General features: G+C 48.7%; 18 protein-coding genes and 1 riboswitch. Of the genes, 17 read left to right on the forward strand and 1 reads right to left on the reverse strand.

The annotated features are described in order from the left end of the window. The first annotated feature begins 70 nt into the window (after positions 1-70). Positions 71-175, forward strand: a riboswitch (SAM riboswitch). Between the two features lie 127 nt (positions 176-302). The 7 genes from NYE28_RS08135 (at position 303) to NYE28_RS08165 (ending at position 6,038) form a co-directional block, all read left to right on the forward strand. Further along, positions 303-1,004, forward strand: a complete 702-nt coding sequence (locus NYE28_RS08135; protein ID WP_003154369.1) for a phosphoadenylyl-sulfate reductase — start codon at positions 303-305, stop codon at positions 1,002-1,004. A 12-nt stretch (positions 1,005-1,016) separates the two neighbouring features. Next, positions 1,017-2,081, forward strand: coding sequence for an inorganic phosphate transporter (locus NYE28_RS08140; RefSeq protein WP_015239832.1), 1,065 nt, complete (start codon positions 1,017-1,019; stop codon positions 2,079-2,081). A gap of 48 nt (positions 2,082-2,129) precedes the next feature. Then, complete coding sequence (sat, locus tag NYE28_RS08145; RefSeq protein ID WP_061581574.1) at positions 2,130-3,278, forward strand: sulfate adenylyltransferase; 1,149 nt, start codon at positions 2,130-2,132, stop codon at positions 3,276-3,278. 13 nt (positions 3,279-3,291) lie between these two features. Continuing rightward, on the forward strand, positions 3,292-3,885 hold the full coding sequence (gene cysC, locus NYE28_RS08150; protein ID WP_007611313.1) for an adenylyl-sulfate kinase: 594 nt from the start codon (positions 3,292-3,294) through the stop codon (positions 3,883-3,885). Positions 3,886-4,009: 124 nt separating this feature from the next. After that, a complete protein-coding gene (gene cobA, locus NYE28_RS08155; protein WP_007409740.1) occupies positions 4,010-4,783 on the forward strand; it encodes a uroporphyrinogen-III C-methyltransferase in 774 nt (257 codons plus the stop codon). Continuing rightward, positions 4,784-5,569 (forward strand): sirohydrochlorin chelatase, encoded by a 786-nt coding sequence (locus NYE28_RS08160; RefSeq protein ID WP_043021070.1) that lies wholly within the window; start codon positions 4,784-4,786, stop codon positions 5,567-5,569. Continuing rightward, positions 5,550-6,038, forward strand: coding sequence for an NAD(P)-dependent oxidoreductase (locus NYE28_RS08165; RefSeq protein WP_076424117.1), 489 nt, complete (start codon positions 5,550-5,552; stop codon positions 6,036-6,038). Before NYE28_RS08160 ends, NYE28_RS08165 begins: the two co-directional genes overlap by 20 nt. A 423-nt stretch (positions 6,039-6,461) precedes the next feature. Here NYE28_RS08165 and NYE28_RS08170 read toward each other — a convergent pair whose 3' ends face one another. Next, positions 6,462-8,168 (reverse strand): NFACT RNA binding domain-containing protein, encoded by a 1,707-nt coding sequence (locus tag NYE28_RS08170; protein ID WP_100001718.1) that lies wholly within the window; start codon positions 8,166-8,168, stop codon positions 6,462-6,464. Positions 8,169-8,287: 119 nt separating this feature from the next. On the opposite strand from NYE28_RS08170, the gene NYE28_RS08175 reads away from it, so the two are divergent. From NYE28_RS08175 to rsmB, 10 genes are all read left to right on the forward strand, one after another. After that, positions 8,288-10,960, forward strand: a complete 2,673-nt coding sequence (locus NYE28_RS08175) for a calcium-translocating P-type ATPase, SERCA-type (RefSeq protein ID WP_025284709.1) — start codon at positions 8,288-8,290, stop codon at positions 10,958-10,960. Between the two features lie 81 nt (positions 10,961-11,041). After that, positions 11,042-11,917, forward strand: a complete 876-nt coding sequence (locus NYE28_RS08180) for a YicC/YloC family endoribonuclease (protein ID WP_007409745.1) — start codon at positions 11,042-11,044, stop codon at positions 11,915-11,917. A gap of 76 nt (positions 11,918-11,993) precedes the next feature. After that, a complete protein-coding gene (remA, locus tag NYE28_RS08185; protein ID WP_003154355.1) occupies positions 11,994-12,263 on the forward strand; it encodes an extracellular matrix/biofilm regulator RemA in 270 nt (89 codons plus the stop codon). A gap of 7 nt (positions 12,264-12,270) precedes the next feature. After that, positions 12,271-12,885 (forward strand): guanylate kinase, encoded by a 615-nt coding sequence (gene gmk, locus NYE28_RS08190; RefSeq protein WP_003154347.1) that lies wholly within the window; start codon positions 12,271-12,273, stop codon positions 12,883-12,885. A gap of 3 nt (positions 12,886-12,888) precedes the next feature. Further along, entirely contained in the window at positions 12,889-13,092 is a 204-nt protein-coding gene (rpoZ, locus tag NYE28_RS08195) for a DNA-directed RNA polymerase subunit omega (RefSeq protein ID WP_003154346.1), read from the forward strand. Between the two features lie 90 nt (positions 13,093-13,182). Then, positions 13,183-14,403 carry a bifunctional phosphopantothenoylcysteine decarboxylase/phosphopantothenate--cysteine ligase CoaBC gene (gene coaBC / locus NYE28_RS08200; RefSeq protein WP_100001421.1) on the forward strand — a complete coding sequence of 407 codons (1,221 nt, stop codon included), beginning with the start codon at positions 13,183-13,185 and terminating at the stop codon, positions 14,401-14,403. After that, the gene (priA, locus tag NYE28_RS08205; protein WP_039063083.1) at positions 14,400-16,811 is read left to right on the forward strand and encodes a primosomal protein N'; all 2,412 of its coding nucleotides are present in this window, start codon (positions 14,400-14,402) and stop codon (positions 16,809-16,811) included. The genes coaBC and priA overlap by 4 nt, the downstream gene beginning before the upstream one ends. Positions 16,812-16,835: 24 nt before the next feature. Continuing rightward, positions 16,836-17,318: a peptide deformylase gene (gene def, locus NYE28_RS08210; RefSeq protein ID WP_100001423.1), complete on the forward strand. Its 483-nt coding sequence runs from the start codon at positions 16,836-16,838 to the stop codon at positions 17,316-17,318. Positions 17,319-17,322: 4 nt separating this feature from the next. Further along, entirely contained in the window at positions 17,323-18,276 is a 954-nt protein-coding gene (fmt, locus tag NYE28_RS08215) for a methionyl-tRNA formyltransferase (protein ID WP_100001425.1), read from the forward strand. Beyond that, positions 18,263-19,606 carry a 16S rRNA (cytosine(967)-C(5))-methyltransferase RsmB gene (rsmB, locus tag NYE28_RS08220; protein ID WP_100001427.1) on the forward strand — a complete coding sequence of 448 codons (1,344 nt, stop codon included), beginning with the start codon at positions 18,263-18,265 and terminating at the stop codon, positions 19,604-19,606. Before fmt ends, rsmB begins: the two co-directional genes overlap by 14 nt. The last annotated feature ends 2 nt before the right edge of the window (positions 19,607-19,608 follow it).

Below are 19,608 nucleotides of genomic sequence, written 5' to 3' on the forward strand. Positions count from 1 at the left end.
TATTATTCCTATCAAAAAACTCGGGTTGACTTCTGTTAGAATTGTGCTAAAATTTAGTACAAATCTAAAAAGCTTATCAAGAGCGGCTGAGGGACTGGACCGATGACGCCCGGCAACCTGCGTGTCATGCAAGGTGCCGCATCCAGAAAAATGCACAGCATTTTGAAGATAAGGGCTATACCGGGTCACTGTCTTTCATTCCGCTGGATTGAAAGTTTTTTATATGAAAAAAAGATTGAGGGATAAGACAACCGGCAGAAAACAACAGCTGTTTGATTGTCTCCGGGAGGAGGAAAGGAAAAATGCTAACGTATGACACATGGGAAGAGCCGGCGATTACATTTCCGGAAGACGATTCCTATAAAGGCGCGCTGTCCGTTTTAAAATGGGCATACGGCCACTACGGAGACCAGCTTGTTTACGCGTGCAGCTTCGGGATTGAAGGCATCGTCCTGATCGATTTAATTTCTAAAGTAAAGAAAGACGCGGAAATCGTGTTTCTTGATACGGGTCTTCACTTTAAAGAAACATATGAAACGATCGAAAAAGTGAAAGAGCGTTACCCGGGACTGAACATTATCCTGAAAAAGCCCAGCCTTACTCTTGAAGAACAGGCCGAGGCTCACGGAGATAAACTGTGGGAAAGAGAACCGAACCAGTGCTGCTACATCAGAAAAATTCTGCCGTTAAGAGAAGCGCTCGCGGGACATCCGGCATGGCTGTCCGGTCTTCGCCGGGATCAAGGGCCGAGCCGGGCGAATACGAATTTCCTGAATAAAGACGACAAGTTTCAATCGATTAAAGTATGCCCGCTGATCCATTGGACATGGAAAGACATCTGGAGATATACTTCCAAGCATGAGCTGGATTACAATATCCTCCATGATCAGGGGTATCCGAGCATCGGCTGTGAACCGTGCACTTCACCTGCGTTTACCGCGGAAGATTTGCGGAGCGGCAGATGGAACGGCATGGCGAAAACAGAATGCGGACTGCATGAATAAAGGAGCTGCACGATGGAATTAGCCGCTATTTTATTCTGCCTGTTTTTTGCCATGAATATCGGAGCAAGCGGAGCCGCGGCTTCAATGGGAGTCGCTTATGGGTCCGGCGCCGTTAAAAAGAAAACGTATGCGCTGATCATCTGCGCGGCCGGAGTCCTGTCAGGGGCGGTTATCGGCGGCGGAGAAGTCGTTAAGACGATCAGCGGCGGAATCATTCCCGAACAAACCATTACGCTCACCATTGTCTGCATTATTATCGGATCGGCGGCGCTATCATTATTCACGGCGAATGTGCTCGGCATTCCGCTGTCGACGAGTGAGGTCACTGTCGGGGCGATTGTCGGTGTCGGCGTCGCGTACAAAGTATTGTTTTTACAGCATCTTTTGGTCATCGTGATTTTTTGGGTGCTCGTACCGTTCGTCGCGTTCTGTTTCACGTTTCTCGTCTCGAAGGTATTCAGTTCTCTGAATATTCGAGTCATTTCGAGTCGGAAACAGAAGATTTTAGGGATTGTGCTGCTGATTGCGGGGTTTTGGGAAGCTTTTTCAGCCGGAATGAACAATGTCGCAAATGCGGTAGGCCCTTTGGTTGCTGCGGGCGTGCTCAGCGTGTCCAAAGGAACGCTGTACGGAGGCATCTTTGTCGCTCTCGGCGCTCTGCTTTTAGGACGCAAAGTGCTTGAAACCAACGGGAAAAAGATTACGAGATTTTCAGCCGGAGAAGGCATACTGCTTTCAGGAACCGGCGCGGGGCTTGTCATTATCAGTTCCGTCTTCGGTCTGCCGGTCCCATTGGCGCAAGTCACATCATCATCAATTATCGGTATCGGAATGGCCAAAAACGGGCCGAACGTTTTTCATAAAGAAGTCGTGAAAACGATGCTCAAAGTATGGGTCGTTTCACCGTTTTTGTCACTGTCGATTTCGTATTTGCTTGTCTCCCTGCTGTTAAAAGGAGATTACTATTCCATCTTTATGATGGCCAGCGTGCTTTTGGCAGCTGGCGGAGCTGCCAGTCTGATGAAAGCCATCCGAAAAGAGAAACGCTCTGTCCATGAACAAGGCGGAGGCATTTAACTATTAATCTGAGTTTATTTATCTGTTAACTGGGAGGAATCATGTATTATGAGTTTAGCACCGCACGGAGGAACATTAATTAATCGGGTAAATGAGCAGTATGATCTTACATCCGTCCAAAAAGAAATTGAGCTTGATTTGATTTCGTTCGCTGATTTAGAGCTGATCGGGATCGGGGGGTACAGCCCGATTGAAGGATTTTTCACAGAAAAAGATTACGTGTCAGTCGTTGAAAATATGCGTCTGGCATCCGGGGTTGTCTGGTCCCTGCCGATCACGCTTCCGGTCGATTCAGAAAAAGCGGCTGAGCTTGCCGTCGGCGACACGGTGAAACTGACTTACGGCGGAGAAACATACGGCATAGTCGACATCGAAGATATTTATACGCCGGATAAACAAAAAGAAGCCGTTCACGTATATAAAACCGATGATGCCGCGCATCCGGGCGTGAAAAAATTATTTTCACGCGGCGATACGTATGTCGGCGGGCCGATCACATTAGTTAAAAAAGCGTCAAAGCAGTTTCCTGAGTTTACATTTGAACCTGCCGATACAAGACGAAGCTTCGAAGAAAAGGGCTGGAAAACCATTGTCGGTTTCCAAACGAGAAATCCGGTCCACCGCGCCCACGAATATATCCAAAAAACCGCGCTTGAGACGGTTGACGGCCTGTTTTTGAACCCGCTCGTCGGTGAAACAAAATCAGATGACATTCCGGCGGATGTCAGAATGGAAAGCTACCAGGTGCTGCTCGATCATTATTATCCGAAAGACCGCGTGTTCCTCGGCGTATTTTTGGCGGCTATGCGGTATGCGGGGCCGAGAGAAGCCATTTTCCACGCGCTTGTCCGCAAAAACTACGGCTGCACGCATTTTATCGTCGGCCGCGATCATGCCGGCGTCGGTGATTACTACGGCACATATGAAGCGCAAGAGCTGTTTGATCAATTTACAGCGGATGAACTCGGGATTACACCGATGAAATTCGAGCACAGCTTCTTCTGCCAGAAATGCGGCAACATGGGAACGGCCAAAACATGCCCGCATGACAGAGAAGACCACGTCATTCTGTCAGGAACAAAGGTCAGAGAAATGCTGCGAAGCGGCGTCATGCCGCCGGCGGAATTCAGCCGTCCTGAAGTTGTCGAGGTGTTGATTAAAGGGCTGAAAACGAAAGAAGAAGCAGGCGTTTCTTAAGGAGGAAAATAGAGTGACAAATCGTGATATCGTGTGGCATGAAGCCTCAATAACGAAAGAAGAATACCAGCAGAAAAACAAGCATAAAAGCTCTATCCTCTGGCTGACGGGCTTAAGCGGTTCAGGAAAATCCACGATTGCAAACGCCGCAGCGCGCGAGCTGTTTGAACAAGGCTATCAAGTCATCGTGCTTGATGGTGATAACATCCGCCACGGCTTAAACAAGGACTTAGGTTTTTCCGATGATGACCGCAAGGAAAATATACGCCGCATCGGGGAAGTGGCGAAGCTTTTCGTTCAGCAGGGAACCATCGTCATCACGGCTTTTATTTCTCCGTTCCGTGAGGACAGAGATCAGGTGAGAGAGCTTGTGGCGGAGGGCGAATTTAATGAAATCTATGTGAAATGCGACCTCGATATATGTGAAAAGCGCGATCCGAAAGGTTTATATAAAAAAGCAAGAAATGGTGAAATTCCGTTCTTTACGGGGATCGACTCACCGTATGAAGAGCCGAAAGCGCCTGAGCTCGTACTTGATTCAGGCAAATGTGAACGCGAAGAATGCACCGGAAGACTGGTTGACTTTGTGAAAAACAGCTTAGCATAATAGGTCCAAAAAGGCCGCGCAATCAGCCGGATATCCCCCGCAATGGCGGGATATGGTAAAATAGCTGAAGTGCGGCCTCGCGGCTGTTCTGGGAAGATTTCAAAACGGATCGGGGAGACATGCTATGGGGAAAGTATTTATCGTTGGAGCCGGTCCGGGAGATCCGGACTTATTAACGGTGAAGGCAATGAAAGCCATACAGAAAGCGGACGTTATATTATATGACAGATTGGTAAGCAAAGAGATTTTACAATATGCCGGAGAAGAAGCGGATCTGATTTACTGCGGAAAGCTCCCGGATTTTCACATTATGAAACAGGATACGATCAACCGTTTCCTTGTGAAGTATGCGAAAAAGGGGAAAACCGTTGTAAGGCTCAAGGGAGGCGACCCGTTTGTTTTCGGCCGCGGAGGCGAAGAAGCGGAGGCTCTCGCACAAAACGCCATTCCGTTTGAGATCGTTCCCGGCATTACATCAGGAATCGCGGCTGCTGCTTATGCCGGCATTCCCGTGACGCACAGAGAGGCGAGCTCCAATGTCGCATTCGTTACGGGACATTATAAACAAGAAGACGACTTTGAAGAAAAATGGAAAGCGCTGGCGACGGGCATTGATACGCTGGTGATTTATATGGGAATTAAAAATATCCGGCAGATTGAAAGAATGCTGCTGGAAAACGGCAGAGACGCCGGCACCCCGGCAGCCTTTATTCATTGGGGAACGACGGACAGGCAAAAAACAGTCGTCTGCACCGTCGGCACGCTTTCAGACACAGTGATAAAAGAAGAAATCAAAAACCCGAGCTTAATTGTTATCGGCGATGTCGTCAATTATCACTGCAAACTGGACTGGTATGCATCTGAACAGAAAAATCTGGATTTGAGCGAGGCGTTGTAAATGAAGCAGGCGATTTTATACATCGGGCACGGAAGCAGGCTGAAAAAAGCGCAGACAGAGTCGGCGGCGTTTTTAAAAGGGTGCATGCCGCACGCTGACGTTCCCATTCAGGAAATTTGTTTTTTAGAACTGCAGGAACCTTCTATTGAAGCGGGATTTGAAGCATGTGTCAGACAAGGCGCCACTCATATTGCGGCCGTGCCTTTACTGCTGTTGACCGCTGCCCACGCAAAACATGACATTCCGGCTGAAATCGCCCGTGCGGCGGCCCTGCATCCCGATATAAAAGTGACATATGGTGTTCCGATCGGAGTGGACGATGAAGTCGTAAAAGCGGTGCATCATCGCATTGAAGATACCGGAGTGCCCATTGAGCAGGCGAAAGTGGTGCTGATCGGAAGAGGAAGCACAGATCCGGCAGTTAAAAACGCAGTCAGTGAGATTGCCGGAAAACTTGAGGCGATTACACCTGTTAAAGAAGTCATCCCTTGTTTTTTAACAGCATGTGATCCGCACTATAAAGAAGTGTTTGCCGGCCTTGAAGAGGATGACGGAGCACCCGTTTTTATCGTTCCATATCTTCTGTTTACCGGGCTTTTAATGACTGAGATTGAACGGGAAGTTCAAAAGCTTCAAACGGTCAGTCAAAATGTTCATCTCGCTTCATACTTAGGTTTTCACCCGCATATTAAGCAGGCGTTTTTGAACCGTGTGTCAGAAGCTGTTCGAAACCCCGGCGGTCAGTTTGATTTTAAGGGGGGACAGTATGCTGCCTCTGCACATTAATTTAAGCGGAAAAAGAATTATCATCGCGGGCGGAGGCAATGTTGCCTTAAGAAGGCTCAAAACGGTGCTTCCGGAAGGCGCGGATATTACTGTAATCAGTCCCGATGCCCTGCCCGAAATTAAACAGCTGGCGGATGAAGGGCGCATCCGCTGGGTTTCCCGTAAAATTGAAATGAAGGATCTCGCGCCCGCTTTTTTCATCATTGCCGCGACAAATGACCGCAGCGTGAATCAGGAGATAGCCGCGAGCGCTTCTGAAACGCAGCTGGTCAATTGTGTAAGCGATGCTGAACAGGGCAGCGTGTATATGCCGAAGATCATCCGCAAAGGGCGCATTCAAGTATCCGTATCAACAAGCGGCGCAAGCCCGGCACATACGAAAAGACTGGCTGAGGACTTAGAGCCTCTCATTACTGCTGATTTGGCTGAAGAAGTGGATCGATTATTTGAGAAAAGAAGAAGACCATAAAAAACACCTTGTCTGTCATCAGGCAGGGTGTTTTTTATACTGTCCTCACAGTCCCCGAATGTGAACAATTCAAAACGAAAGCGGGCAGTTTGAACGGTATATGCCGGCAAGCGGTCAGGATTGCGAAGTGATGCGGAATATCTATCTGATCCCAATGCCGCCTGGATTCCGCCCGCATACAAAGGAAAGGTCAGAGACCCGCCCGGATGTGCTCAGGTGCGGCGAGGGAAGGTGACAGTATCCGCCGCCAAATCAAGGTGTGACCGCTTTAATCAGAGACGGCCCCGGCGGATCAGGCAGACATGACGGGAAACTGATCAGATACTGTATAGATCGGTTCTGACGGCTGGGAGAGTTTCGTCTCCGTTTATACGTAATAAAAACACCTCCAAGCTGAGTGCGGGTTTCAGCTTGGAGGTGCGTTTATTTTTTCAGCCGTATGACAAGGTCGGCATCAGGTGTGACAAATACGGTATGCTGGCTGTCATAGGTGACAAATCCGGGCTTTGCGCCGTTTGGCTTTTTCACGTGTCTGATTTTTGTATAATCAACGGGAACGGAGCCGGAATCTTTCGCCTTGGAAAAATAAGCGGCGATCGCAGCCGCCTCCAGTATGGATTGTTCATCCGGATCGTTGCTTTTAATCACAACGTGGGAACCGGGAATGTCTTTCGTGTGGAACCATAAATCATCCCTTGCGGCAGCTTTTGTCGTTAAGTACTCATTTTGTTTATTGTTTTTGCCGACAAGAATCGTCAATCCCCGTGAAGATTCATATTGCTCCAAAACAGGAACGTGCTGCTTCTGTTTTTTCTGTCCTCGCTGCTGTTTCGGTCGCAGATATTTGCCTTCCACGAGCTCCTCCCTTATTTCGTGAATATCCTTTGTGGAGGCGGAGGAGAGCTGCTGGATCAGCTGATCGAAATAAGCGATTTCCTCCTCAGCCAGACGGATCTGTTCTTTTACCACCTCGACGGAATTCTTCGCCTTTTGATACTTTGTAAAATACATCTGCGCGTTTTCTGACGGTGTTTTGTTCGGATTTAAAGGGATGGTCACTGTCTTACTTTCTTCATCATAATAATTGATGACTTCCGCTTCTTTGTCACCTTTTTTCAGCATATACAAATTCGCCGTCAGCAGTTCGCCGTATAGCTGGAATTCCTTCGCATTTTCTGAGTAGTCGAGCGTCTTTTCCAGCTTTTTTATCTTATTGGAGTTCTTTTTCCGTTCGTTTGCGACAAACCGCTCGAGATCCTGAGCCTGCTGTTTGACGCGGTCGCGTTCCGCCTTGCCGAAATAAAACCGGTCCAACAGCTCACTCAGTGAGTGAAAGGTGCGCTCCTCACCGTTTACATGTGTGAGAGACAGGAGATAAAAGTATTCCTTTCCGCCGGCTGTCGTAATGTTCGGTGTAAACCTGCAATCTTTCACGGCATGGAACATTTCAATCAGCGTCTTCGGCAGCGTTATTTTGTTAGCGAGACCCGCTCTATGCACGGCTTCTTTTGCAAACAGCGGAGAAACACCGGAGAAATGTCTGACGATCTGCTGGTCAAGCCGTCCTTCCTGAAAACTGAGATAACGCAAAACGTCCTCTTCATCCGCGGCAAGCGGCGAAATTTTTTCCTGAGCGGGAGGAAGCTTGTAATCATATCCCGGCAGAACGGTCCGGTAGCTGTTCATCGACGGAGATAAATGCTTCAGTCCGTCGATGATGGCTCCTTCTCCGTCAGTCAGGATAATATTGCTGTGCCGTCCCATAATTTCAACATACAGCGTTCTGACGGTTTCGTCGCCGATTTCATTTCTGCTTTTTATCCGGAATATCATAATCCGGTCTAATCCGGCCTGTTCTATTTTCTCAATAAATCCGCCTTCTATATGCTTTCTGAGCAGCATACAAAACATCGGCGGCTCGCTCGGATTTTCATAGGCCTGGTTTGTCATGTGCACCCGTGAATAGCTCGGATGCGCCGATAATAATAATTTATGGTTTTTTCCGTTAGCGCGGATATGAAATATCACATCATGCTTAAAAGGCTGATGGACTCTCGTAATCCGGCCTCCGGCGATCCGGCTGTTTAATTCATGTGTCATTCCGTATGTAAACATGCCATCAAAAGACATATAAAACACCCTTTCCTTCTTCCTGCATTCGATAATTATAGCATGAAAAGGGACGAGTCAGAATAAGCTTGTTTACAGAGTGACATCTCTAAAGCGAGGCAGGGGAGTGGACGAGAAGAATGAAGTTTCATGAAATGGGACAAACCGATTTGCTGAAAGCAACAAATACGTCCATTAAACAGGGGTTGACCGAAAAAGAGGTGAAAAAACGCCTTGAAAAGCACGGACCGAACGAGCTTCAGGAGGGCAAGAGGACACCGGCGATCGCCGTGTTTTTCGCCCAATTTAAAGATTTTATGGTGCTCGTGCTGCTGGCGGCAACCTTAATATCCGGGTTTTTAGGCGAATATGTAGATGCCGTAGCGATTATGGCGATTGTATTTGTCAATGGGGTTCTCGGTTTTTTTCAAGAGCGGCGTGCGGAAAAGTCTTTACACGCATTAAAAGAGCTGTCAACGCCGTATGTGTCAGCGTTGCGGGACGGGAGCTGGAAGAAAATTCAGTCCAAGGAGCTCGTTCCCGGCGATATCATGAAATTTTCAAGCGGCGACCGGATTGGCGCGGATGTGCGGATCGTTGAAGCGAAAAGCCTTGAAATTGAGGAATCGGCGCTGACCGGGGAATCAATTCCGGTGGTTAAACAAGCTGATAAACTGAGAAAGCCGGATGTTTCGTTAGGCGACATCAGCAATATGGCGTTTATGGGTACGATCGTAACGCGCGGCAGCGGTGTCGGCGTCGTCGTCGGTACAGGAATGAATACGGCAATGGGGAAAATCGCCGATATGCTGGAATCCGCCGGCAGCCTTTCAACACCGCTGCAGCGAAGACTTGAAGAGCTCGGCAAAATTTTAATTATCGTCGCGCTCCTTTTAACGGTATTGGTCGTTGCAGTCGGCGTCTTACAGGGACATGAGCTTTACAGCATGTTTTTGGCCGGGGTGTCATTGGCCGTCGCCGCGATTCCGGAAGGGCTTCCCGCCATTGTTACGGTGGCATTATCAATCGGCGTCCAGCGCATGATCAAACAAAAATCAATTGTCAGAAAGCTTCCGGCGGTTGAAACATTGGGCTGCGCCTCTGTCATTTGTTCTGATAAAACCGGCACGCTGACACAAAACAAAATGACCGTCACCCATATGTGGTCAGGGGGAAAAACATTTAAAGTGTCAGGCATCGGCTATGAGCCGGAGGGCGTTTTCACCCGAGATGAGCGGGAAATCAAGCCGAAAGATGAGAAGATTCTTGAACAGATGCTGGTTTTCGGCGCGTTGTGCAACACATCCGAAATCGCACTGAAAGACGGCCATTATGTACTCGACGGCGATCCGACAGAAGGAGCGCTGCTGACGGCTGCAAGAAAGGGCGGCTATTCAAACGATTGGCTCAGCGGGCACTACCGCGTGGTTGCCGAGTTTCCGTTTGACTCCGTCCGCAAAATGATGACCGTCATTGTAGAGGATCAGGAAAAAAAGCAGTTCGTCATCACTAAAGGAGCGCCCGATGTGCTGATTGACCGCTCGTCACATCTGATGTACGACGCAAGAAGCGCGCCATTTTCAGGAGAAAAGAAAGCAGAAACGGAAGCGGTTCTGAAAGAGCTGGCGTCGCAAGCTTTGCGTACGATCGCGATTGCTTATAAACCGCTTAAGCCCGGAGAAAAGCCGACAATGGAGCAGGCGGAAAAAAATCTGACGATACTCGGCTTGTCAGGCATGATTGATCCGCCCCGTCCGGAGGTCAGACAGGCGATTAAAGAATGCCGTGAAGCCGGCATTAAAACGGTTATGATCACAGGGGATCACGTCGAAACGGCAAAGGCCATTGCAAAAGATTTGCGTCTTCTTCCGAAAAAGGGGCGTGTGATGGACGGCAAGACGCTGAATGAGCTTACGGAGAAAGAACTTATCGAAACGGTCGATGATGTCTACGTCTTCGCACGCGTGTCGCCTGAACATAAATTGAAAATCGTCAAAGCGTTCCAGGAAAACGGACACGTCGTCGCCATGACGGGAGACGGGGTTAATGACGCGCCGGCCATAAAGCAGGCAGATATCGGCGTTGCCATGGGCGTGACGGGAACGGATGTGGCAAAGGAAGCCTCTTCTCTCATTCTGGTAGATGATAACTTTGCTACGATTAAATCAGCCATAAAAGAGGGACGGAATATCTATGAAAATATAAGAAAATTCGTCCGTTATTTGCTCGCCTCCAACGTCGGTGAAATTTTAGTGATGCTGTTTGCGATGCTTCTCGCTCTGCCGCTGCCGCTCGTTCCGATTCAGATATTGTGGGTGAACTTAGTCACTGACGGGCTGCCGGCGATGGCCCTCGGTATGGATCAGCCGGAAGGAGACCTGATGAGGCGGAAGCCGCGGCACCCGAAAGAAGGAGTGTTTGCGAGAAAACTGGGCTGGAAAGTCGTATCAAGAGGGTTTTTAATCGGAGCTGCAACCATTTTAGCGTTTATCATCGTCTATCACCGCAATCCTGAAAATCTGCCCTACGCACAGACCGTTGCATTCGCGACTCTTGTCCTGGCTCAGCTTATACACGTGTTTGACTGCCGGAGCGAAACGTCTGTTTTCTCCCGGAATCCGTTTGAAAATATCTATCTGCTCGGGGCCATCATTTCTTCTATCTTCCTGATGGTCATCGTCATCTATTATCCGCCGCTGCAGCCGATATTCAAAACAGTGCCGATTACGCCGGGCGATTGGATGCTGATTATCGGTATGTCGGGCATACCTACTTTTTTGCTGGCGGGTTCACTTTTGACAAGAAAAAAATAATTCCATATGATATAATCTTAGGGGTAATAGCATGTCTATTGCCCTTTTATTTTGATAACGGGAAAGAATTGGGTGTTTCATATGATACGGAGTATGACAGGCTTCGGCAGCGCAAGCAGCACAAAAGGCGATCTCTCGGCAACCGTTGAATTGAAATCCGTCAATTACCGGTTCAAAGAAGTGAACGCCCGCCTGCCACGGCCTTTGCTATATGTAGAGGATAAGCTGAAACAAACGATATTGCAGCATATACAGCGCGGAAGAGTAGAGCTGTTTCTCACTGTAAACAGTGACGCGCTCATAAAAAGAAGCCTGAACATCGATTGGGAGCTCCTTGATGAATATGTGAGCGCCGCACGCGTCATGAAAGAGCGCTACAGCCTGGCCGCAGAACCCGATGCAATGGAGTTCTTTAAATTTGAACATATTGCGCAGATACACGAAGAACAGATGCGTGATGACAAGCTTGAAGAAGTCATCAGGGAAGCCGCTGAGCTGGCTGTAAAGGAACTTTGTGACATGAGGGAAAAAGAAGGACGGCTTTTGGCGGAAGACTGCTTTCTGCACATCGAGCGGCTTGAGACGCTGTCCGAACAGGTGAAAGAGCGCGCTTCGGCCGTTGTTATTCAATACCGCGAGCGTCTTTACGCCCGAATGAAGGAATGGACGGAGGATGCGCTCGACGAAAGCAGGCTGATCACGGAATGCGCCATTTTCGCCGATCGTTCTGATATAACGGAAGAAATTACCAGGTTGAAGAGCCATTTTGTTCAATTCCGTGATATATTAAAAGAAGGCGGGGCAGTCGGCCGCAAACTTGATTTCCTTGTTCAGGAGCTTAACCGAGAAGCGAACACGATCGGCTCAAAAGCCAATGATCATCAAATCACAAAGCTTGTCGTTGAAATGAAAAGTTCTATTGAAAAATTGAAGGAACAAGTGCAAAATATAGAATAGCGACTGTGCGTATTGTTTACAGACGGCCTCTTCAGGTTACACTAGAGACGTCTATTTTACAGGGGGAACGTAGAAGATGACGATTAAACTGATTAATATCGGATTTGGCAATATCATCTCCGCCAATCGGATGATTTCGATTGTCAGCCCGGAGTCTGCGCCAATAAAGCGAATGATCCAGGATGCAAGAGACCGCGGAATGCTAATAGACGCTACATACGGACGAAGAACCCGTGCAGTTGTCGTCATGGATAGTGATCACATTATCTTATCTGCCGTCCAGCCTGAGACAGTTGCACACAGACTTTCTGTGAAAGAAGAAATTATGGATGAAGGGCAGGGGTAATTGCCGCATGAAAGAAAGAGGGTTATTAATCGTTCTCTCAGGTCCCTCCGGAGTTGGAAAAGGAACGGTTCGGCAAGCAATATTTTCACAACAGGACACGAAATTTGAATACTCAATTTCAGTCACGACGAGAAACCCGAGAGAGGGCGAAGTCGATGGCGTCGATTATTTCTTTAAATCTAGAGATGAATTCGAACGCATGATTGAAAACAACAAACTGCTTGAGTGGGCAGAATATGTCGGCAACTATTACGGGACGCCCGTTGATTATGTCGAACAGACGCTTCAAGAAGGAAAAGACGTCTTCTTAGAGATTGAAGTGCAGGGCGCGCTCCAAGTGCGGAATGCATTTCCGGAAGGCCTGTTTATCTTCTTAGCGCCGCCGAGTCTTTCTGAGCTGAAAAACAGAATCGTGACAAGAGGAACTGAAACCGACGATTTAATCGAAAACAGAATGAATGCCGCAAAAGCTGAAATCGAAATGATGGACGCGTATGATTATGTCGTTGAAAACGACGATATCCAAACGGCTTGTGATAAGATTAACGCAATCGTTCTCGCCGAGCACTTAAAACGTGAACGCGTCGCTCCGAGATATAAGAAAATGCTGGAGGTAGAATAACTTATGTTAGATCCGTCAATTGACTCTTTAATGAATAAATTAGATTCTAAATATACGCTGGTGACCGTGTCTGCAAGACGCGCGCGTGAAATGCAGATCAAAAAAGACCAGCAGATTGAACATACCATTTCTCACAAATATGTAGGCAAAGCTTTAGAAGAAATTGACGCGGGCCTGCTTTCGTTTGAAAGAGAAGACAGCGAATAACAAGCACACGTAGCAACCTATCTCTACATAGGTTGTTATTTTTTTCCGTTTGGGATTTGTCCAATGCTTTCATAAAGGGGAGAAGACTTCATGAAAAACCGAAACATTTTGCTATGCGTAAGCGGAGGAATTGCCGTTTATAAAGCTTCCGCACTCACGAGCAAGCTGGTTCAGGCCGGCGCAAACGTCAAAGTGATTATGACTGAGTCCGCGCGTGAGTTTGTTTCTCCGCTGACATTTCAGGCGCTGAGCCGGAATGAAGTATATACAGATACATTTAATGAACAAAATCCGAAGGTGATTTCTCATATTGATGCCGCTGACTGGGCGGATTTAATTATTGTCGCGCCCGCTACGGCAAATATCATCGGCAAGCTTGCCAACGGAATTGCTGACGATATGCTCACAACGACGGTGCTGGCGGCTGAGGCCCCGGTCTGGGTGGCGCCTGCGATGAATGTCCATATGTATGATCATCCGGCGGTGAAACGGAACATCTCTGTGCTTTATCAGGACGGGGTCCGCTTTATCGAACCGAGTGAAGGCTATTTGGCATGCGGATATGTCGGCAAAGGAAGGCTGGAGGAGCCGGAGCTTATTGTTGAGCGTGTCAGAGAGCATTTTAAGGAGCCTGAAAACGATGCGCCGCTGAAAGGAAAACATATTGTCATTACAGCCGGTCCGACGCGCGAAGCCGTGGACCCTGTCCGCTTCTTCACAAATAAATCCACCGGCAAAATGGGCTACGCCGCTGCTGAAGCAGCTGTCCGTCTCGGGGCGCGGGTGACGCTGATTTCAGGCCCGGTGTCAATAGAGCCGCCAGTCGGGCTGTATCAGTTTCTTCCTGTGCAATCGGCAGCCGATATGAGAGAAGCCGTGCTTTCTGTGTTTGATTCATGCGACATGGTGATTAAGACGGCGGCCGTGGCCGATTTTACGCCGGCGGCTGTTTCTGATCACAAAATGAAGAAGAAAGACGGTTCGCTCGTGATCGAATTCAACCGTACGGCAGACATACTGAAAGAACTCGGCGAACGGAAAACACACCAGCTGCTGGTCGGTTTTGCGGCTGAAACGCAAGACGTCGAACGCTATGCGCGCAGAAAACTCGAACAGAAAAACCTTGATATGATCGTTGCGAATGATGTGAAAGCAGAAGGGGCCGGATTTGGCACGGATACGAATGTCGTCACCTTCTATTTCCGGGACGGAAGAAAACGGGAGCTTGCGCTTATGTCTAAACTTGACGTTTCCTTTGAAATGCTGAAGGAAATGACCGCTTTGAAAGCCGAGGACCGAAAACCCGTATGAATGTAGCAGAAGTCATTGTCGATGTCAGCTCCAAAAACATTGACAGACCCTTTGATTACAAAATTCCCGATCATTTAAAAGGGATGATCGAAGTCGGCATGCGGGTGATTGTCCCGTTTGGCCCGCGCAAGCTTCAAGGATTTGTGACCGGTTTGAAAGATTCGTCTGAATTAAACGGCGGCTCAATGAAGGAAGTCGAGAAGCTTCTTGATTTGACGCCCGTTCTGACTGAGGAACTGATGCAGCTGTCTTCATGGCTTTCTGACAAAACGCTGTCGTTTAAAATCACGGCGCTTCAGGCAATGCTGCCCGCCGCACTGAAGGCGAAGTACGAGAAAGAGCTGAAAGTCGTTGACGAAGAAGCGCTGACACCGGACATCAAACAGCTTTTCAGGAATCAAAAAAGTCTTCTGTACTCGGATATTACCGATGAAAGCATTCTTTCGTCACTTCAAAAATTCGTGCGCAAAGGAAGCATTGATGTCACATATAAAGTCGCCCAAAAAACGAATAAAAAAATGATCCGCATGATCGAAGCGGGGGCGGACAAAGAAGAACTCGCCCGGCACGCAGATTCATTGACAAAGCAGGCTTCTAAACAGCTCGCCGTGCTTACTTATTTTATCGGCGGGGGAGCAAAGATTTCCGCGGCCGAGCTTTGCAAAAAGACCGATTCCAGTTCCGCGACGCTGAAAACGCTTCTTAAAAAGGGGCTTCTTACGGAAAGCTTTGAGGAGGTTTACCGCGATCCTTATCAGGACAGAATGTTCAAAAAAACAGAGCCGCTCTCTCTTACAGAAGAGCAGCAGGCCGCTTTTGAGCCGATTAAACAAGCTGTAGCCGATCATGTCCATCATGTCTTTCTGCTTCACGGCGTCACAGGAAGCGGCAAAACGGAAATTTACCTGCAATCCATTGAAAAAGTGCTGGCAAAAGGACAAGAAGCCATCGTGCTCGTTCCGGAAATCTCGTTGACACCGCAAATGGTCAACCGTTTTAAAGGCCGTTTCGGCTCACAGGTTGCGGTCATGCACAGCGGATTATCCACAGGTGAAAAATACGATGAATGGCGGAAGATTCAGCGCAAGGAAGTCCGGCTTGTCGTCGGAGCCAGATCGGCCATCTTTGCCCCGTTTGAAAATCTCGGCATGATCATTATTGATGAAGAGCACGAATCTTCCTATAAGCAGGAGGAAATGCCGCGGTATCATGCAAAGGACGTAGCCATCCGCCGGGCCGAGCATCACAGCTGTCCGGTCGTCCTCGGGAGCGCCACGCCGACATTGGAGTCATTTGCGCGGGCGAAAAAAGGCGTTTATGAGCTGCTTCCATTAAAACATCGCGTAAATCGCCAGCTCATGCCTGACGTTTCTCTCGTTGATATGAGAGAAGAACTGAGAAACGGCAACAGATCAATGTTTTCAAGAGAACTGATGGAACAGCTGGAAGAGAAGCTTGCAAAAAAAGAGCAGGCCGTCCTTTTTCTGAATAAACGGGGGTATTCCTCGTTTGTGATGTGCCGGGACTGCGGTTATGTGCCGCAATGTCCGCATTGCGACATTTCGATGACTTATCACCGCTACGGACAAAGGCTGAAATGCCATTACTGCGGCCATGAGGAACCTGTCCCGGGAACATGCCCGGAATGCGGCAGCGAACATATCCGCTTTTTCGGCACGGGAACGCAGCGTGTGGAGGAGGAGCTTACCAAAGTGCTGCCTCAGGCGCGCGTGATCAGGATGGATGTGGACACCACTTCAAGAAAAGGCGCCCATGAAAAACTGTTGTCAGCGTTCGGTGAAGGGAAGGCGGATATCCTGCTCGGTACGCAAATGATCGCAAAAGGGCTTGATTTTCCGAACGTGACGCTCGTCGGAGTATTAAGCGCAGATACGACGCTTCACATCCCTGATTTCAGGGCCGCGGAGAAGACATTCCAGCTGCTGACGCAGGTAAGCGGCCGGGCCGGGCGGCATGAAAAGCCGGGAACGGTGGTCATTCAAACGTATACACCGTCTCATTACAGCATTCAGCTGACGAAAACGCACGACTATGAAACTTTTTTTCAGCAGGAAATGGCGCACAGAAGGGCCCAGTCATACCCGCCTTATTATTACGTGGCGCTGGTGACCGTTTCTCATGAAGAAGCGGCAAAAGCCGCGGTCACCGCAGAAAAGATTACAAACTATTTAAGGGCGGGATGCGGGCCTGATACGAAAATTCTCGGGCCGGCGGCTTCCCCGATCGCCAGGATCAAAGATAGATATCGCTATCAATGCGTGATAAAATACAGACAGGAAAACGAGTTGCAGATTCAGTTGAAAAAGATACTGGAGCACTATAAACGCGACATTGCGCAAAAGCATGTCATGATTTCAATCGATATGAATCCGTACATGCTGATGTAACATTAGTTTTTGGAGGGCAAAATTTTGGCTGTAAAAAAAATCGTCACACACCCGGCGGAGGTTCTGGAAACACCTGCCGATGAAGTGACAGTGTTTGATAAAAAAATAAAAAAACTGCTTGACGATATGTACGATACGATGCTCGAAATGGATGGCGTCGGCCTCGCCGCGCCGCAAATCGGCATTTTAAAAAGAGCGGCCGTCGTGGACATCGGTGAAGAAAGCGGCCGGATCGACCTTGTAAATCCGGTTATTCTTGAAAAGAGCGGTGAACAGACCGGAGTCGAGGGCTGCTTAAGCTTTCCAGGGGTTTACGGCGATGTCACCCGCCCGGATTACGTAAAGGTAAAAGCCTATGACCGTAAAGGAAAACCGTTTATTTTAGAAGCGGAGGGTTTTTTGGCCAGAGCCGTTCAGCATGAAATGGATCATTTAGACGGCATTTTATTCACATCAAAAATTACGGCTTACTACACTGAAGAAGAACTGGCAGAAATGGAAGGATGATTGGATGACAAGGATCGTTTTTATGGGAACGCCCGATTTTTCAGTTCCCGTCCTGCGCACGCTTATTGAAGACGGGTATGAAGTGGTTGGTGTCGTTACGCAGCCTGACCGCCCGAAAGGCAGAAAAAAAATCATGACGCCCCCTCCTGTTAAGGCTGAAGCTGAACGTCACGGAATTCCCGTGCTTCAGCCCGAAAAAGTAAGGCTCGAAGAAGAAATAGAAAAAGTGCTCAGCCTGAAGCCGGACCTGATTGTTACGGCGGCATTCGGACAGATCCTGCCCAAGCAGCTGCTGGACGGCCCGAAATACGGCTGTATCAACGTACACGCGTCACTATTGCCTGAATTAAGAGGCGGAGCGCCGATACATTATTCGATTCTCCAAGGCAAGAAGAAAACGGGCGTGACAATCATGTATATGGTTGAAAAGCTTGATGCGGGTGATATGATTTCGAAAATCGAAGTGGAGATTGATGAAAAGGATAACGTCGGCACGCTTCACGACAAATTAAGCATAGCGGGGGCAAAGCTTTTGTCAGAGACCGTCCCGAACGTCATTTCCGGAAATATTAAACCGATCAAACAGGACGAATCAAAAGCGACTTACGCGCCTAACATTAAGCGTGAGCAGGAGCGGATTGATTGGGCAAAGCCCGGAGAAGAGATTTACAACCAGATCAGAGGTTTAAACCCTTGGCCTGTCTCCTATACAACTTTGAACGGTCAAAATATGAAAGTATGGGCTTCTGAAAAAGTTGCGGCAAAAACTGAAGCTGCGCCCGGAACAGTCATCCGCACGGAGCAAAACGGCATTGTCGTCGCATCAGGAAACAGCACCGCACTTTTAATTACTGAGCTGCAGCCGGCGGGAAAAAAACGGATGAAGGGCGAAGATTTTGTAAGAGGCAAAAATGTGCAGCCCGGTGACGTGTTAGGAGAAGCAAATGAAGAATATTAATGTCCGGGAGCTCGCCCTTGAAGCGCTTGAGAAGCTTGAGCAAAATCAGGCATACAGCAACCTGCTTCTTACATCGGTTATCAAAACGAACACGCTCAGCGATCAGGACAGAGGACTGCTGACAGAGCTTGTCTACGGAACACTGCAAAATAAAATCGCCTTAGACTACATGCTGAAGCCTTTTATCCGCAAGCCGAATAAAGTGAAGCCATGGGTGATTCAGCTGCTTCGTCTGTCCGCGTATCAAATGGAGTATTTAGAAAAAATACCGGATCGCGCCGCCATTCATGAAGCGGTTGAGATCGCCAAAAAACGCGGGCATAAGGGCATTGCGTCCTTTGTCAACGGCATCCTCCGCTCCCTGCAGCGTGAAGGGGCGCCGTCATTCGCTGAAATTGAAGACCCGGTTCTCCGTCTTTCCACAGAGACAAGCCATCCCGAGTGGCTCGTAAAAGAGTGGGTCGAGGCGTACGGCTTTGAGGCAGCTGAAAAGATCTGCCGGATTCATCTCATTCCGCCGAAGCAGACGCTCCGTGTCAATCACATAAAGAGCGACAGGGAAACGGTGCTGAATGAGATGGAGAATGCCGGTCTTGAAGCTGAAGCCGGAGACCTTTCTCCTGATGCGATTAAGCTTTTAAAAGGAAGCATCGCGAACACGGCATTTTTCCAAAACGGCCGGGTATCCATACAGGATGAAAGCTCAATGCTTGTCGCGCGGGCGCTGGACCCGAAGCCGGGCGAAACCGTTTTAGACGCATGCGCCGCACCGGGCGGAAAGTCGGCTCACATTGCGGAACTGATGGAGAACGAGGGGAGCCTCACATCGCTTGATCTTCACCGCCATAAAGTGAAGCTGATTAAAGAGGGCGCAGAACGGCTCGGGCTTACGATCATCGACGCGCAAACGATGGATGCGCGAAAAGCGGGAGAGGCCTTTGGCGCAGAACGGTTTGACCGTGTTCTCGTTGATGCCCCTTGCTCAGGTTTCGGCGTCATCAGAAGAAAACCCGATATGAAATATACGAAGACGCCGGAGGACAGCAGACGGCTGTCAGAAATCCAGCTCGGCATTTTAAGGGAAATCGCCCCATTAGTAAAAAAAGGTGGCACACTCGTATACAGTACGTGTACAATGGACCGGACAGAAAATGAAGAAGTTATGCATGCGTTTATACAAGAACACCCTGAGTTTGAACCCGATTTGTCTCTTGAAAAGCGGCTGCCTGAAAAGGCGAGACCCTTTGTTCAGGATGGAAGCCTTCAAATTCTTCCGCATTATTTCGGAACAGACGGTTTCTTTATTAGCAGCATGAGAAAGAAGGGATAAAA

Source organism: Bacillus sp. FSL R5-0443, from assembly GCF_038608285.1.
GTDB lineage: Bacteria > Bacillota > Bacilli > Bacillales > Bacillaceae > Bacillus > Bacillus velezensis.